Here is a 15391-nt window from a genome sequence, read left to right as displayed (position 1 = left end):
ATTATTGTTTTTTTCATCGTTTTAATAAAGGTGAAATAGCCAGTGCTTTTTCGATAAAATCTGAGGATAATTCCAATTTTTTACATTTGGATTTCGGTATTTTTTACCATTTCCTTCAAATTTATTTCAGGATGTATAAAATGTCCGTTTTCATAACAAAACTTACAATACAATTTACTTTTTAGCTTGTTTTCCTCTGTGCCTTTTCTCCATTCATCTTGTAAAGGAATACCACAACTTTGACATAATGCTTGCGTTACCATAGTATTTATTTTTAAGGTTGTTTATTCCTGTTTCTTCAATGGGTTGATGGTTTATTTTTCACTGTAAACAAATTTTTTCAATTGGCTAATTGGTTCCCATGTTCCTGATTCTGCAAAATCTACAGCAATCTGGATTTTAGTTTCAATTTTAGTTTCAAAAGCGGTAATCTCCTCTTTTGTAATCCATTGTTTTTGTAAAAGATACTGTTCGTATTGCGGAATTGGATCTCTTTTTTTCCATAGTTCTACTTCTTCTTTATCACGATATAATTCGGCATCAAACATAGAATGTGCCCTAAAACGATAGGTGTTACAAACCAATAAATAAGGGTTTCCTGTAGTTCGTACTCTTTCTACCGCTACGTTGGCAGCATCTATGACGGCCAGTAAATCCATTCCATCCACTGCAGAAGATGTTATGGCATAAGCGGCCCCTTTTTTTTCTATTTCGGTTACTGCATGTGAATATCGAATGGCAGTACCCATGGCATAAAGATTATTTTCACAAATAAATAAAACAGGTACTTTCCAGAGAGATGCCAGATTCATTGCCTCGTGAAATTCTCCTTCGGCAGCAGCTCCTTCGCCAAAAAAGCAACAGGTAACATTGTTTTTTCCTTGTTTTTTGGAGGCCAATGCCATTCCTACTGCAATAGGTAAGTGTCCACAAACTATGGCATTACCGCCATAAAATTTTTTTGAAATGTCAAATAAATGCATAGAACCTCCACGCCCTAAACTGCAACCTTCCATTTTACCATACATTTCGGCCATTATAACATCAGGATCAATTCCTCGGGCAATAGCATGGCCATGTTCACGATAAGTGCATAAAATAGAATCATCTTCATTCAAAGCCTGAATTACTCCTACTGCCACGGCCTCTTCACCAATATAGAGATGAAGGAAACCGCGAATTTTTGTTTTCGAATACATTTCTGCCGCTTTTTCCTCAAATCTTCTGATGAGTAACATTTGATATAAAAATAAAAGTGCTTTTTTTAGATCAGATTTGCTCTCTATTTTATCTACTTGTATCATTTTCTTGATGAATTATATTTAGAATAAAATTATAGTTACAGAAATTGATTTTTATTTTTGTAACCCAAAGGCATAATAATAAAAAGTAGGGTCACCGGCATATTTTCCTTCGAGCATAATACCTCCTTTTTGTGTTTCGACTGCTTCTATAAAAGATGAAATATTTGTTACTATTCGATTATTGACGGCAGTAATTACAAAACCTTCCCGTATATCTGTATATCTTTTAAGTGTTCCGTCATAAAGTTTGGTTACTTTCAAGCCGCTTTTTAAATTGTATTTTTTTTCATCTTCTTTAGTGATGGGTTCCAGTTGCACGCCCAATTCTTTAAACAAATTAGCGCTGCCACTTTTTGGTTCTTCTGGTATTTTTTCTTGTTTTTTGAGTATGGCTGTCAGTTCTTTTTTCTCTTTACCATTTCGTATCAGTGTAATTTGTACTTTTTGGCCTGGGCGTTTACGCATTACAATTTCTTGCAATTTAGATGCGGTATTAGTTTCTAGACCATCAATGGCAATGATTACATCTTTGGCTCTTACTCCCGCTTCTTTTGCAGCACCATTTGCTGATACGCTATCTACATAAACCCCATTTGCACGGTCAATATGAATTTCTTTCGAAAGTGTACTGTTCATATCCCTGATTATGATTCCTAATACGCCTCTTTGAACCACTCCAAAATTCATTAGATCATTGGCTACTTTTTTGACAATATCCACAGGAATTGCAAATGCATAACCAGCATAGACTCCGGTAGGTGTGGCAATCGCAGTATTGATTCCTATAAGTTTTCCTTCTAAGGTTACCAGTGCGCCTCCACTGTTTCCAGGGTTTACCGCTGCATCTGTTTGAATAAATGATTCAATAGCGCCTTGATCATTTAGTATATTTATATTTCGAGCCTTGGCACTTACAATTCCAGCAGTAACGGTGGAGGAGAGATTAAAAGGATTTCCAACGGCAACAACCCATTCACCCACTTCTATTGTATCACTATCGCCAAACATGATATAAGGAAGATTTTTTTCTTCAATTTTAAGAAGTGCAAGATCAGTTAGTGGATCAGCACCAATGATTTTTGCGTTATAAGAGCGACCATCATACAAGGTTATGGTTATTTCGTCTGCCTTTTGTACCACATGATTGTTTGTGATGATATATCCATCAGGTGTAAGTATTACTCCAGATGCGCTTCCTATAATAGGCTGCGAATCATATTGAGGCGCTCTAGGATTTTGAAACTTGAACTGTTTTAAAAAAGGGTCTTCTCTAAAAAAATCTTTTAATAAATCAGGAAGGTTATAAAAATCATTTCGATCTTCATTATCATAGGATTGCATTTTTGATTTAAAAGTACATTTGATGTTTACCACTCCTGGCATAGCTGTTTTTGCAGCTAACTTAAAATCAACAATACTCGAATAATTTACTTTCTCAGCATTTGAGGATGTATTTTTTTGAATTGAAGCAATATCTTTTTCCTTTTCTTTGTCCTGTGCTTGGCATCCTTGGCATACCAGAAGGATAATTAGCCAATGAATTCCCCGTTTTTTCCAATTATTTTTTTTGAATGTTGACATGATTGAAATTTATTTTGTTGTAAATAAGTTCTTAATGTATAAGATGGCTTAAGGTTGTTCCAATGTTGAAATATCACCCTCTGGTAGTCCCAATTCTCTTGCTTTAAGTAAACGCCTTACAATTTTTCCGCTTCGGGTTTTGGGAATTGTGTCAATAAATTCAATTTCTTTGGGAGCCACAGCAGGCCCCATTTCTTTTCGGGCAAAAGCGATAAGTGTCATTCTTGTTTGCTCATTGGGTTCTATTCCTGTTTTCAAGACGATAAATGCTTTTACAATTTCCCCAATTGTTGGTTCTGGTTTACCTATAACTGCTACTTCTGCTACGTAGGGATGACTTATTAATGTGCTTTCAACCTCAAATGGACCTACCATGTGTCCTGATGTTTTTATAATATCATCCGTTCGACCTACAAACCAGTAATACCCATCGGCATCTTTTTTGGCTAAATCCCCGCTGAGGTACCAGTCGCCAATAAAACATTTTTTATAGCGCTCCTCTTCATGTAAATAAGCTCGAAATAAGGATGGAAATCCTGTTTTTATAACCAAATGGCCTTGTAAATTGGGCTCAGTAATTATTTTTAGTTGGTCGTTACTCACTTCGGCAATAGCGGTTATAATTCCAGGTAAGGGTTTTCCCATTGAACCGGGTTTTACTTTCATGGAAGCATAATTTGAAATCATGATTCCACCTGTTTCAGTTTGCCACCAATTATCTAGAATCGGAATATTAAAATTCTCTTGACACCAAATAACAGCTTGAGCATGAAGCGGTTCACCTACGCTCAAAATCAATCGAAGATTTTCAAGGAAGTATTTTTCTTTGGGTTTAATTTCTAAACGTATCAAGCGTCTGATGGCAGTGGGAGCAGTGTACCATATTGTTATTTTGTGTTCTTCAAGAATACTGTACCACCTTGTCGCATCAAATTCAGCCTCATCAATGATACTGGTAACACCATGAACAAGTGGCGCTATAATCCCATATGAGGTACCAGTTACCCAGCCAGGATCTGCAGTACACCAATACCGATCTCCTTTGTGAAAATCGAGAACATATTTTCCGGTTATGTAATGGGTAAGTACGGCTTTATGAACATGTAAAACGCCTTTTGGCATTCCTGTTGTTCCACTGGTAAAATGGAGTAAGGCAGCATCCTCTGGATTGGTTTCCGGAATTTGAAATTCATCTTTGGCTTGTTTCATTAATGTAGAAAAAGATAAAATAGTATCAGAAACCGATTCGCTCGCATCAGTAAGAATAATAAAGCGCAATGCAGGAAGTTTATCGAGTATTTGTTTTATTTTTTTTTCAAATAAAAATGTGGTGGTTACTAAAACCGTAGCTTCACCTTTACTGAGCCTTTTATAAATAGGTTCAGGTCCAAAAACGGAGAAAAGCGGACAAAAAACAGCAGTATATTTTAGTGTCCCTAAAGCGGTTATATACAATTCAGGGATTCTTCCAGTCAATGTAAAAACATATTCTCCTTTTTTTATTCCCAGATTTTGAAGAACATGGGCAAATTTTGAAGTCTGTTTTTGTAGTTCGAGATAAGTAATTTCGCGAAAACTTCTATCTTTTTGAATAAAGCAAAAAGCCACTGTGTCTTTATTTTCGCCTTGTGCGTGACGATCAACAGCTTCATGGGCTATATTTAATCCTTTTTTATCAGGTAATCCAACTAATTCCTGAGCACATTTTTCCCATGAAAAAGTAGTTTGTTCTTTTTCGTAATCCAATAAGTGGTACGCTATTTTATTTTTATCCAAAATCATATTTTTCTTTTTTGGAAATTAGATTTAGCTCGATGCTTACTTCTGGCTCTAGTCGAATGCTTGTTTTAATGACATTTGAAATCAAACAGGAATTTTTACTCATTTCCAAAATGTATTTTACCCGTTCAGGATTTTGGAAATAAGGGAGTATCACTTTTGGTCTTAACACAATTTCAGTGATTAAATATTTTCCTTTTATCATTTCTATTTTGCAACTAGAACTACTTTCAAAGCTTACAAATTGAATATTAGAATTTTCTGCTGTGGTTAAAAAAGTGGTCATCAAACAGCTGTTTAAAGATGTGAGTAGTAAATGTTCTGGTGACCATATTTTTTCCATTTTTTTTGGTAATTCTATTGGCATTTCTTCTTCTGGATTTTTAGGGAATATGGATGCAATTAAAAATCCTTTTTTATTCTCTTTACATTTTAATTTTACTTCGTAAATGGTCATAGTAATCAAGGTTTAGTTATAAAATTAGTTAGTAGTTTATTGCGCTGTAAATCCACCGTCTACAGCCATGGCATGACCTGTGACAAAGGAAGCTTCATCAGAGCACATCCATATGACTGCATTGGCAATTTCTTCGGGTTTTCCAAAACGGCCAAGGGGTTCTAGTGCTGTAAATTGTTCTATAGATTCTTCATTACGTCCTGTAAGTCGATCAATCATTGGGGTTTGAATCACTCCTGGACAAACTACATTTACTCTAATACCCATTTTGGCATACTCTAGTGCAGCTGTTTTTGTGAGGCCAATAACTCCATGTTTTGATGCAACATAAGCAGGGAGTCCTCCAAATCCTACCAATCCAGCCACCGAAGCACAATTCACAATGTTGCCTTTACCTTGTTTGAGGATTTCGGGGATTTCATATTTCATACAAAGCCAAATTCCTTTTAGGTTTACACCAATGGTTTTATCCCAATTTTCTTCGGTGCAATCAGCAGTTTGGGCTGAGGTTCCCTCGATACCCGCATTATTGAATGCAAAATCCAATCGTCCAAAAGTGGCAATCGTTTTTTCGACCATAGCTTTCACTTCAGCCGTTTTTGAAACATCACATTTAATAAATAAAGCATCAACACCATATTTTTTAATGAGATCAATTGTTTCTGTATTTTCGGCCCAATCTACCACAACCACATGAGCTCCTTTTTTAGCAAAAGCCAGAGCAGTGGCTCTCCCAATTCCAGATGAACCACCAGTGACAATCGCTACTTTATTTTTGAATTCAGTTTCCATAATTTGTAGTTTTTTAGATGTTCTATAATCGTACTTTATTTTTCTTTTCGGCTTCCAATATATTTTCAATTCCTTTTATTAAGGCATCTGGATTAAAGGAAATACTATCAATTCCTTCTTCGACTAAAAACTGTGCGAATTTTGGAATATCACTTGGGGCTTGACCGCAAAGCCCCACTTTTATCTTATTGCGTTTGGCAGCACTTATTGTTTCCCTAATTAGGGTTTTTACTGCCAAATTTTGTTCGCTAAATAAATAACTTACCAATTCAGAATCTCGGTCTAAACCCAATGTAAGTTGTGTTAAATCATTCGATCCAATTGAAAAACCATCAAAAAGAGCAGCAAATTCATCGGCTAAGATGACATTACTCGGAATTTCAATCATAACATAAATTTCTAGATTGTTTTCGCCTTGGGTTAAGCCATTTTTTGCCATTTCGGCAAGTACTTTTTCCCCTTCCTCAATTGTTCTGCAAAAAGGAATCATCAATTTGACATTCATAAGTCCCATCTGGTTTCTCACTTTTTTCATGGCTTCACATTCTAAAGCAAATCCTTTTCGATAAAAATCACTATAATAACGGGAAGCACCACGAAAACCAATCATAGGGTTTTCCTCTTTGGGTTCGTAATATTTTCCACCAATGAGATTAGCATATTCATTGCTCTTAAAATCACTCATGCGAACAATAACATCTTTGGGATAGAAAGCGGCAGCTACTATTGCTACTGCTTCGGCTAATTGATCAATGAAATAATTTTTTCCGTCTTGATAGCCTTTTGTGAGTTCCTGTATTTCGGCTGTTATGGCTTTATCGGTTATTTTTTCGGGTTCACATAAGGCCAATGGATGAATTTTTATAACGTTTGAAATGACAAATTCCATTCGCATTAAACCCACACCTTTATTTGGATAAAAACTGAGCTCGAACGCGCGCTCAGGATCAGCAAGGATAAACATGGGCTCTGTTTCGGGCATTGCTAATTGACTAAAATCATGCTCAGTCACTTCCCATTTTAACTGACCTTCATAAATGTTTCCTTCTTTTCCCTCGGCACAAGAAATGGTGATTAACTGCCCATTTTTTATGCGTTGTGTGGCATTTCCGGTTCCTACTACAGCAACAGTCCCTAGTTCCCGTGCTACAATTGCGGCATGACTGGTACGACCTCCTTTATTGGTTATAATAGCCGAGGCTTTTTTCATTATTGGATCCCAGTCGGGATTGGTCATGTCAGTCACTAGGATTTCACCTTCAAGTAATAAATTACCTTCTTGAGGATTATTAAGAATTCGAGCTTTACCGCTAGCAATTTTGTCCCCAAGAGCTATTCCTTGCGTTATTAAAGTCCCTTTTTCCTTGAGTTTATAAATTTCTCTTATTTTCCTTTTAATTGTCCCATAAATGGTTTCTGGTCTTGCTTGCACTATGTATAACTGATTATTTATACCGTCTTTTGCCCATTCAATATCCATGGGTTTCTTGTAATGTAGTTCTATTGTTTTACACCATTGCGCTAGTTGTATTACTTCACTATCATTCAATGCATATTGGTTTTGTTTTTCTATTGGAGTAGAGATATTTACAATGGTATTTTCGGCAGAGCTTATTTTTGATTTTTCGGTATAAATCATGGTGAACTCTTTCCTTCCACAACGTTTTTTTAGAATAGGGGTGTTATTTTTATTTTGTAAAGTAGGTTTGAAAACCATCCACTCATCTGGAGTAATCGTTCCCTTAACAATGTTTTCTCCCAGTCCCCAACATCCATTGATGATTATTGTATTTTGAAAACCTGTATCCGGATCGATGGTAAAAGCCACGCCGGATGATGCTTTATCACTTCGAACCATTTGTTGAACACCTACCGAAATAGCAATATCTATTTTAGTAAAATTCATGTCATGACGGTATTTAATGGCGCGATCTGTAAAAAGGGAGGCGTAGCAATGAAGTAAAGCGTCCCATAATTGTTCCTTTCCTGTAATATTTAAAAAAGACTCCATTTGCCCTGCAAAACTAGCTGTAGGTAAATCCTCAGCAGTTGCGCTACTTCGTACCGCTACACCTACATTTTTGATACCCGTTTGTTTGCAAAGCGATTGGTATGCGGTATCAATTTCAGTTTTAATGGTATCTGGAATCTTAGCCGATAAAATAAGATGTCTCGCTTTTTTACCAGTTTCAGAAAGATTTGAATAATTCTTGGTATCAAGCGAAAGCAGTAAATCATTTAGCGTTTCTTCAAGATGGTTTTCTTTTCGAAATAATCGATAAGCACTTGCAGTGACGGCAAAACCATTGGGTATTGTAATTCCTAAAGGATTCAATTGATTATACATTTCGCCCAATGAGGCATTTTTACCTCCAACGGTTTCAATATCTGTAATACTGATTTTGTCGAAAAAAAGGGTAAGTTTTGAATTTTCCATGTCTTTTTAAATATTTTAAATAGGATTTACTTGGGTATTCTAACTTTAATAAAAAATCAACAGCTAAAAAATGGATTCACTTATAGATGCTTTCTAAAAGGAATTCAAAAACAATTTGTGTAAACAAAAAATGGATAGATACAAGAGGAGGTAGGTATTTCTTGTATGGCAAATGAGCCTATTGTAAAATTAGTCAAATATTTTTTTTTAGAAGTGTAAATAATAATAATTTATCAATAAAGTTTTATTTAAATATCTGTTTTGTAGGTATTTATGTTTTATTTTTAATTTTTTTGTAAATTACATTTAATGGCTTGTGAAAATTTATTGGGTTTCATCCAAATAAGAAAAAATATGATTTTTTGGGATTACAGCTTTTTAATTAAATAGTCTAGAAGTTCTAAGCGATAAAATTTTTTTTTTGGACTAAAAAAGAGAAGTAGAGAGTTTAGGACGGTTTTTTAGAAGTGTAATAATTATTTAATAATTAAATTAAAAAATGTTATTTAATTGGTGCATTATAATATTAAAAATTACATATAAATTAAAATTAATTTTAATTTTGTAGAGCACCCAAGATTATTACTAATTAGGAATTATTCTTATTTTCTAATTTGAAAAAATATCAGTTTATATGAAAAAAAATCCTACTGCATCAAATGAACAAGATCGCTTAAAAGCACTGGATAGCTATTCAATAATGGATACTTTGTCCGAGATTGATTACGATTCCATTACCCAATTGGCATCTTATATTTGTAACACCCCAATTTCCTTAGTGAGTCTTTTGGATAAAGACAGGCAATGGTTTAAATCAAGTGTTGGATTAGAAGTAAAAGAAACTCCAAAATCTTTTTCTTTTTGTCAATACGCTATAATGGGAGATGAGGTTTATGAAGTTCAAAATGCATTAGAAGATACATTATTTTCAGATAATCCATTAGTCACTGGAAATCCTGATATTCGGTTTTATGCCGGTGCACCGCTCAAAGATAGTGAAGGGTATAATTTGGGAACACTTTGTGTAATTGATACAGTACCAAGAGAATTAACTGATTTGCAAAAAAATGCACTTAAATTATTAGCAAATCAAGTCATAAATTTATTACAACTACGTAGAAAAAATTTACAGCTTATAGATTCCCAAAAAGAATTTAAAAATTTTGTGGAGTTATCAAAGGATTTAGTTTGTATTGCTAATATTGATGGAACATTTCATAAAGTGAATCCTACTTTTATAACGGTTTTAGGATATTCAAGAGAGGAATTGGAAGGAAAGCTTTTTGTAGATTTTATTCATCCAGATGATTTGGAAAAAACCTATAAAGAAGTTGAAAAACTAGCCAATGGAGAAAAAACATTAAGTTTTGTCAATAGATACAAATGTAAAAATGGAGCGTATATATCATTGAGTTGGAGATCTACACCTGATCCAGAAACAGGAAATCTCTATAGTATTGCTCGTGATATTACCTTAGAAATAGAAAAGCAAGAAGAACTAATAAATATTTCCACTGAACTATCCGCTATTCTAAATGCAACTGAATTTTCAATAATTTCTTCAGATCTCGATGGTGTTATTAAACAATTTAATAGAGGCGCCGAAAAACTCTTGGGTTATAAAGCGGAGGATGTCGAAGGTAAAATTACACCAGAAATCTTTCATATTAAGGAAGAAGTGGTAAAAAGAGCGGAAGAGTTATCTATTGAATTAGGAAGGGAAATCGAGCCTGGATATGACACATTTGTAGTGAAAGCTAGAGAATTTGGTATAGCTGATTCCCAAGAATGGTCGTATGTTAGAAAGGACGGAACTACTTTTCCTATGAGGTTATCAGTAACTGCCATCAAAAATAAAGAGGGTGAAATAACTGGATATTTAGGAATAGCAAAAGATGTTACTAAAGAAAAGGAAGCCGAATTAAATTTATTGAATAGTAATAAGTTACTGGATGAAGCAGAAAGTATTGCTAAAACTGGAAGTTGGAAATTTGATCTTAAATCGAATAATCTAATATGGTCCAAAGGACACTATGCTATTTTTGAGTTTGAACAAATTACGGTAGATAAACTCAATGAAGCTTATAGAAGTAGAATTTACCCAGATGATTTATCAATTCTAGATGAGTTGAGTAACAATATTTTAAAAACAGGTGAAGATTTTAAAATCAATTATAGAATTATTTTTCCGGATAATAGGATAAAATATATTTTAGAAATAGGAGCACCTTATAAAAACGAAAAGGGGGAAATAATAGGACTTCAAGGTTCAGTACAAGATGTTACAGAAAAAACAATAGCCGAACAAAAAATTCAAGAAAAATCAAAAGAAGTATTAGACATTAGAGCTGCTTTGGATGAATCTTCAATTGTTTCTATTACTGATGTAAATGGGGTGTTTACTTTTGTCAATGATAATTTTTGTAAAATTTCTAAATATAATAAAGACGAATTGATAGGTCAAAATCAACGAATGATATCAAATTATCTACCTGTGGAATTTGCCAAGAATATATTGAGGGAAGTTGTCAATGGGAAAATTTGGAAAGGGAATATAAGAAACAGAGCTAAAGATGGTTCCCTATATTGGGAAAAAACGGCAATTGTTCCTTTTACCGACACCAATGGCAAGGTTTATCAATATATAGCGATTAGTGCCGATATTTCGCAACAAAAATTAGCACAAGAAAATCTAAAATATGCCTTAATCGATTTAGAAAAAAACAATAAAGAGCTTGATCAATTTGCATATGTAGTTTCACATGATCTTAAGGCTCCTTTGAGAGCGATCAATAACCTTGCAGAATGGATTGTGGAAGACATGCCTGAAATGCCAGAGGATGTAAAAAATAATTTAGGATTATTACGTGGTCGTATATTGCGTATGGAAAACTTAATTAATGGGGTTTTGGATTATTCTAGAATTGGTAGAACTCACATCGAAATGGAAACAATTGATATTAAGTTAATGTTGGACCAAATTGTAGAAACGATAGTTCCAAACAAGGATTTTGAAGTTTCGATTGCAGATAAAATACCACAAATTTTTGATGCCAAAATTTTATTGTATCAAGTTTTTAGTAATATTATTGGTAATGCGGTAAAATATAATGATAAAGAAATTGGTGAAATAGAATGTGTTTATATTGAATTACCTGATTTTCATCAATTTAAAATTAGCGATAACGGACCTGGAATTCCTAAAGAATATCAGGAAAGAGTATTTGGAGTTTTCCAAACAATTGAAGCAAGAGATAAAAAGGAAAGTACAGGAATTGGTTTGTCAATTGTAAAAAAAATAATCGAAGAAAAGGGCGGCGATATTTATATTGAATCAGTAGAAAGTAGCGGAACAAGTTTTATTTTTACAATCCCTAAATAAGATAAAATGAAGGAATTCGTAAACGAAGAAGAAGAGGAATTAATAGCTCTCAAAAAAGAACACGAAGAATTTGTTTATATCGTTTCCCACGATCTAAAAAGTCCCATAAGAGCTATCACTAATATTACTAATTGGATCGAAGAAGACCTAGAAGGAATTAGTAATAATGAGGTCTTGGCTAATTTTAGTTTGTTGAAAAATAGAGTTGGACGTCTAGAAATGATGATGAATGCTTTACTGGAACTTTCAAGAGTCAATAATTTTGATAATGAAATGTATGAGTTTAATATTCCTCGAATGATAGCGGATTGTGTCGAACTGACAAAAGAAAAAGATAAAGCTGAATTTCATTTTTTGTATACAATTGAAAATGAAAACAGCAATTCTTTAGGTAAGAAGCTACAAAAAGTACTAACAAATCTTTTAGATAACGCTATCCGATTTCACGATAAAGAGAAAATGAATATCTTTATTGAAGTTAATGAATCAGCAACGAATTACGAATTTACTATAAGAGACGATGGACCTGGAATTCCAGAAGAAGTTAAAGAAAAAATTTTCAATATGTTCTATACCGTTAATTCAAAGGACATTCTAGAAACTACAGGGGCAGGATTAACAATTTGCAATAAAATAATAAAAAGGGTAGGTGGTAAAATGGAGTATTCACCTAGTATTGATAGGGGATCCGTTTTTAAATTTAATTGGCCCAAATAAAAAAATATAAATTTATTTTAAAATAAAAAAAATGAGTGAAAAATTAGTAAACATTTTATTAGTTGAAGATGACGAAGTAGATGTAATGAATGTTAAAAGAGCATTTTTAAAAAATAATATTAAAAATCCTCTTTTTGTAGCTGGAAATGGTGTTGAAGCACTTGAAATGCTTGAAAGTACTATAGTTCCTTTACCAAGAATTATTATTTTGGATATAAATATGCCGAAAATGAATGGGATTGAATTTTTAAAAATTGTTAGAGAAACGGAGAAACTGAAAAATATTTCTGTTTTTGTCATGACGACTTCAAATGAAGACAGTGATAAAATTAAAGCCTATGATCTTAATGTCGCAGGTTACATTCTTAAACCATTATCATTTGAAAAATTTCTTATGTCTGTTTCAACATTAAAAAATTATTGGCAGTTATGTGAGATGTAAAATTTTAAAATAATATTTATGAAGAATTTGAATATTATTGTGGTAGATAATAAAATTGATGCTCAAAGCACAAAAGATATTTTTTTGGGCCTAAACGATCAGTCTATTATTTATTTAGCTGCAAATGAAATTGAGGCATGGTCATTGTTACAAGGTAATACTAAATTAAGTCCAGTACCAAAAGTAATTTTTATAGATATAAATAGAGAAGGAGTAAACGGGATGGAATTATTGAAAAAAATAAGGAAACATCCAATATTAAAATCCCTCTTAGTTTTTGTATTAACCAATTCAGACAGTAACAAGAACGAAGCTTTAGACTTAAACATTGCTGGTTTTATTCATAAGCCTATGGATAAAGATAAAATAACTGAAGTTTACTCTATACTTAATGCATACTTAGACATTATTGAGTTTCCAAGAGATAATAATAAAATATGACAAAACCATTAAAAATATTAATAATTGATGATGATAAAGTTGATTCAATTACTATAATACGTTCTATTTCTCGTTCAGATATTAATGCAGAAATTGAAAGTGCTTATTCAGCAAAAGAAGGTTTTGAAAAATTGGAATCAGTTTGTTTTGATCTCATCTTTTTAGATTATATGATGCCAGATTCAGATGGGATAAGTATCCTTAAAAAAATAAGGAGCTTAGCCATAGAAACACCTGTGATTTTTATTACTTCTCAAGGAGATGAAAAAATTGCAAGTCAAGCTATTCTAGCTGGTGCTTCTGATTATATGCCTAAAACACTATTGACTTCTGATGGTATTTCCCATAGTGTGAGAAATGCTATGAAATTATTTGAAAGTCAGAATCTTCGTAAAAAAACTGAATTTGCTTTAAAGATTAATTCCAAAAGACTTTCTGAGGCTCAAAAGTTAGCCAAGATAGGGAGCTGGGAAATCAATTTGAATGATGGCGAGGTATTCTTTTCTGAAGAAATGTTTAAGATACTTGAATTAGATAATACAGTGATGCCATCAATGAGTACTTTTAAGTCTTGTATTACCTCTTCAAATGATATTTTATTATTTGAAAATAAACTAGAAGAAGTTAAGGCTAATAATGAAGAAGTTAGTTTTAGTCATCGCATTATGACTAAAAAAGGGACTATAAAACACATAAACGAATATATTATTTGTATTAATGATGAAAGTGATAAACCGTTCAAAGTTTTAGGAACCATTCAAGACATAACAGAACAGAAGAAAACAGAAAAAGAGTTAATTCATGCCAAAAATATAGCCGAAAACTCAGTACGAATTAAAGAGCGGTTCCTGACAAACATGAGTCATGAAATTCGTACTCCGATGAATGGAATTATTGGATTTGCTAGTATTCTTGAATTTACAGAATTGGATGGAAATCAAAAACAAAGCGTTGAAGCTATAAAAATAGCAGGAAAAAATTTAATGGTTATCATTAATGATATTTTAGATCTTTCTAAAATTGAAGCCGATAAAATGACATTTGAATCAATTGAATTTTCATTGTCAAAAACAGTGAATTCAGTTATTGAATTATTATCTCCTCTTTCAAATGAGAAGAAAGTTATTCTAAAAAGCACAATTGATCCTAAAATTAATGATGCATTAATTGGTGACCCAACACGATTATCTCAAATATTAATTAACCTTGTAGGGAATGCATTAAAATTTACGGAACAAGGACAAGTTGAATTAGTTGTAAATCAAGAGAAGAAAGCCAACAAGTCAACATTAGTTCTTTTTAATGTAATTGACACCGGAATAGGGATACCCGAAGATAAAATTGATGCTATATTTGAAAGTTTTAATCAAGCATCAAATGAAACTACTAGAAAATTTGGAGGAACGGGTTTAGGACTTACAATTACACGAAAATTAATAGAATTACAAGGTGGTTCTATTAAAGTAAAAAGTGAACTTTTAAAAGGGAGCGAGTTTTCATTTGGAATTCAATATAAAATAGCAGAATTTAATAGTATAGACTTGAATAGAGTATTAGCAAAACAATTGGATTTTAGTTTTTTAGAGAATAAAAATATTTTATTGGTTGAAGACAATAAGATTAATCAACTTCTAACAAAAAAAGTTTTTGAGAAGTGGAATAAACAAATTGAAATTGCCGAAAATGGGTTAATTGCTCTTGAAAAAATAATAGAAAATCAATATGATATTATTTTGATGGATATTCAAATGCCAGAAATGGATGGTAATGAAGTGACTGAAAAGGTGAGAAATCTTTCTGGAATAAAATCAAAAGTACCCATTATTGCTTTAACTGCACACGCTACTGCTGATGAAGAGAGGAGATGTATTAACTCAGGAATGAATGATTATTTATCAAAACCATTTGATTTTAATGTGCTTCTTGAAAAATTATATAGAAACCTTAATTTAGATATATAGGAAGAATTACTAAGTATAGTTTTTCTAAATTCATCCTTTTTATAATTCTATTTGAACATCTGTTAAAAAGATTTACATTTGTAATTCTTGAGAATAGA

Annotated in this window: 12 protein-coding genes; 5 read left to right on the top strand and 7 right to left on the bottom strand. The window is 32.7% G+C overall.

Features of this window, described 5'->3' with window-relative positions; translation table 11 throughout:
* Positions 1–80: 80 nt before the first annotated feature.
* The 7 genes from AB3G36_RS15425 to ppsA are packed head-to-tail and all read right to left on the bottom strand — an operon-like array spanning position 81 to position 8350.
* Complete coding sequence (locus AB3G36_RS15425; protein ID WP_367754200.1) at positions 81–263, bottom strand: zinc ribbon domain-containing protein; 183 nt, start codon at positions 261–263, stop codon at positions 81–83.
* A gap of 51 nt (positions 264–314) precedes the next feature.
* The gene (gene pdhA / locus AB3G36_RS15420; protein WP_367754198.1) at positions 315–1304 is read right to left on the bottom strand and encodes a pyruvate dehydrogenase (acetyl-transferring) E1 component subunit alpha; all 990 of its coding nucleotides are present in this window, start codon (positions 1302–1304) and stop codon (positions 315–317) included.
* A 51-nt stretch (positions 1305–1355) separates the two neighbouring features.
* Positions 1356–2885, bottom strand: a complete 1530-nt coding sequence (locus AB3G36_RS15415; RefSeq protein ID WP_367754196.1) for a Do family serine endopeptidase — start codon at positions 2883–2885, stop codon at positions 1356–1358.
* Between the two features lie 48 nt (positions 2886–2933).
* Complete coding sequence (gene acsA / locus AB3G36_RS15410) at positions 2934–4667, bottom strand: acetate--CoA ligase (protein WP_367754194.1); 1734 nt, start codon at positions 4665–4667, stop codon at positions 2934–2936.
* On the bottom strand, positions 4654–5121 hold the full coding sequence (locus AB3G36_RS15405; RefSeq protein WP_367754192.1) for an OsmC family protein: 468 nt from the start codon (positions 5119–5121) through the stop codon (positions 4654–4656). The genes acsA and AB3G36_RS15405 overlap by 14 nt, the downstream gene beginning before the upstream one ends.
* Positions 5122–5157: 36 nt before the next feature.
* Positions 5158–5913 (bottom strand): SDR family oxidoreductase, encoded by a 756-nt coding sequence (locus AB3G36_RS15400; RefSeq protein ID WP_367754190.1) that lies wholly within the window; start codon positions 5911–5913, stop codon positions 5158–5160.
* Positions 5914–5935: 22 nt separating this feature from the next.
* Complete coding sequence (ppsA, locus tag AB3G36_RS15395) at positions 5936–8350, bottom strand: phosphoenolpyruvate synthase (protein ID WP_367754188.1); 2415 nt, start codon at positions 8348–8350, stop codon at positions 5936–5938.
* A 634-nt stretch (positions 8351–8984) separates the two neighbouring features.
* Between ppsA and AB3G36_RS15390 the strand changes: the two genes are divergently transcribed.
* The 5 genes from AB3G36_RS15390 to AB3G36_RS15370 are packed head-to-tail and all read left to right on the top strand — an operon-like array spanning position 8985 to position 15293.
* A complete protein-coding gene (locus AB3G36_RS15390; protein ID WP_367754186.1) occupies positions 8985–11732 on the top strand; it encodes a PAS domain S-box protein in 2748 nt (915 codons plus the stop codon).
* Positions 11733–11738: 6 nt separating this feature from the next.
* On the top strand, positions 11739–12449 hold the full coding sequence (locus AB3G36_RS15385; RefSeq protein ID WP_367754185.1) for an ATP-binding protein: 711 nt from the start codon (positions 11739–11741) through the stop codon (positions 12447–12449).
* Between the two features lie 31 nt (positions 12450–12480).
* A complete protein-coding gene (locus tag AB3G36_RS15380) occupies positions 12481–12891 on the top strand; it encodes a response regulator (RefSeq protein ID WP_367754183.1) in 411 nt (136 codons plus the stop codon).
* A gap of 18 nt (positions 12892–12909) precedes the next feature.
* The gene (locus AB3G36_RS15375) at positions 12910–13332 is read left to right on the top strand and encodes a response regulator (protein ID WP_367754181.1); all 423 of its coding nucleotides are present in this window, start codon (positions 12910–12912) and stop codon (positions 13330–13332) included.
* Positions 13329–15293, top strand: coding sequence for a response regulator (locus AB3G36_RS15370; protein WP_367754179.1), 1965 nt, complete (start codon positions 13329–13331; stop codon positions 15291–15293). The genes AB3G36_RS15375 and AB3G36_RS15370 overlap by 4 nt, the downstream gene beginning before the upstream one ends.
* Positions 15294–15391: the final 98 nt, after the last annotated feature.

The organism is Flavobacterium sp. WC2430 (genome assembly GCF_040822075.1).
GTDB lineage: Bacteria > Bacteroidota > Bacteroidia > Flavobacteriales > Flavobacteriaceae > Flavobacterium.
This window is presented reverse-complemented; position numbering and strand designations above follow the sequence as displayed.

Coding starts and splice junctions, on each gene's coding strand:
- ppsA (WP_367754188.1), bottom strand. CDS start 8,350: ATGGAAAATTCAAAACTTACCCTTTTTTTCGACAAAATCAGTATTACA.
- AB3G36_RS15380 (WP_367754183.1), top strand. CDS start 12,481: ATGAGTGAAAAATTAGTAAACATTTTATTAGTTGAAGATGACGAAGTA.
- AB3G36_RS15425 (WP_367754200.1), bottom strand. CDS start 263: ATGGTAACGCAAGCATTATGTCAAAGTTGTGGTATTCCTTTACAAGAT.
- acsA (WP_367754194.1), bottom strand. CDS start 4,667: ATGATTTTGGATAAAAATAAAATAGCGTACCACTTATTGGATTACGAA.
- AB3G36_RS15405 (WP_367754192.1), bottom strand. CDS start 5,121: ATGACCATTTACGAAGTAAAATTAAAATGTAAAGAGAATAAAAAAGGA.
- AB3G36_RS15385 (WP_367754185.1), top strand. CDS start 11,739: ATGAAGGAATTCGTAAACGAAGAAGAAGAGGAATTAATAGCTCTCAAA.
- AB3G36_RS15375 (WP_367754181.1), top strand. CDS start 12,910: ATGAAGAATTTGAATATTATTGTGGTAGATAATAAAATTGATGCTCAA.
- AB3G36_RS15400 (WP_367754190.1), bottom strand. CDS start 5,913: ATGGAAACTGAATTCAAAAATAAAGTAGCGATTGTCACTGGTGGTTCA.
- AB3G36_RS15415 (WP_367754196.1), bottom strand. CDS start 2,885: ATGTCAACATTCAAAAAAAATAATTGGAAAAAACGGGGAATTCATTGG.
- pdhA (WP_367754198.1), bottom strand. CDS start 1,304: ATGATACAAGTAGATAAAATAGAGAGCAAATCTGATCTAAAAAAAGCA.
- AB3G36_RS15370 (WP_367754179.1), top strand. CDS start 13,329: ATGACAAAACCATTAAAAATATTAATAATTGATGATGATAAAGTTGAT.
- AB3G36_RS15390 (WP_367754186.1), top strand. CDS start 8,985: ATGAAAAAAAATCCTACTGCATCAAATGAACAAGATCGCTTAAAAGCA.